This window comes from Vibrio sp. bablab_jr001, from assembly GCF_016464285.1.
Classification (GTDB): Bacteria; Pseudomonadota; Gammaproteobacteria; order Enterobacterales; family Vibrionaceae; genus Vibrio; species Vibrio fluvialis.
Map to the genome: position 1 here is coordinate 1 of NZ_JACDWZ010000096.1, position 283 is coordinate 283.

Below are 283 nucleotides of genomic sequence, written 5' to 3' on the forward strand. Positions count from 1 at the left end.
ACACACGTGCTACAATGGCGCATACAGAGGGCGGCCAACTTGCGAAAGTGAGCGAATCCCAAAAAGTGCGTCGTAGTCCGGATTGGAGTCTGCAACTCGACTCCATGAAGTCGGAATCGCTAGTAATCGTGGATCAGAATGCCACGGTGAATACGTTCCCGGGCCTTGTACACACCGCCCGTCACACCATGGGAGTGGGCTGCAAAAGAAGCAGGTAGTTTAACCTTCGGGAGGACGCTTGCCACTTTGTGGTTCATGACTGGGGTGAAGTCGTAACAAGGTA

The 283-nt window shown here is 53.4% G+C and carries 1 rRNA gene; it reads left to right on the top strand.

Annotation, left to right across the window (positions count from 1 at the left end):
- A 16S ribosomal RNA gene (locus JIG40_RS17500) occupies positions 1-283 on the top strand; the annotation flags it as partial.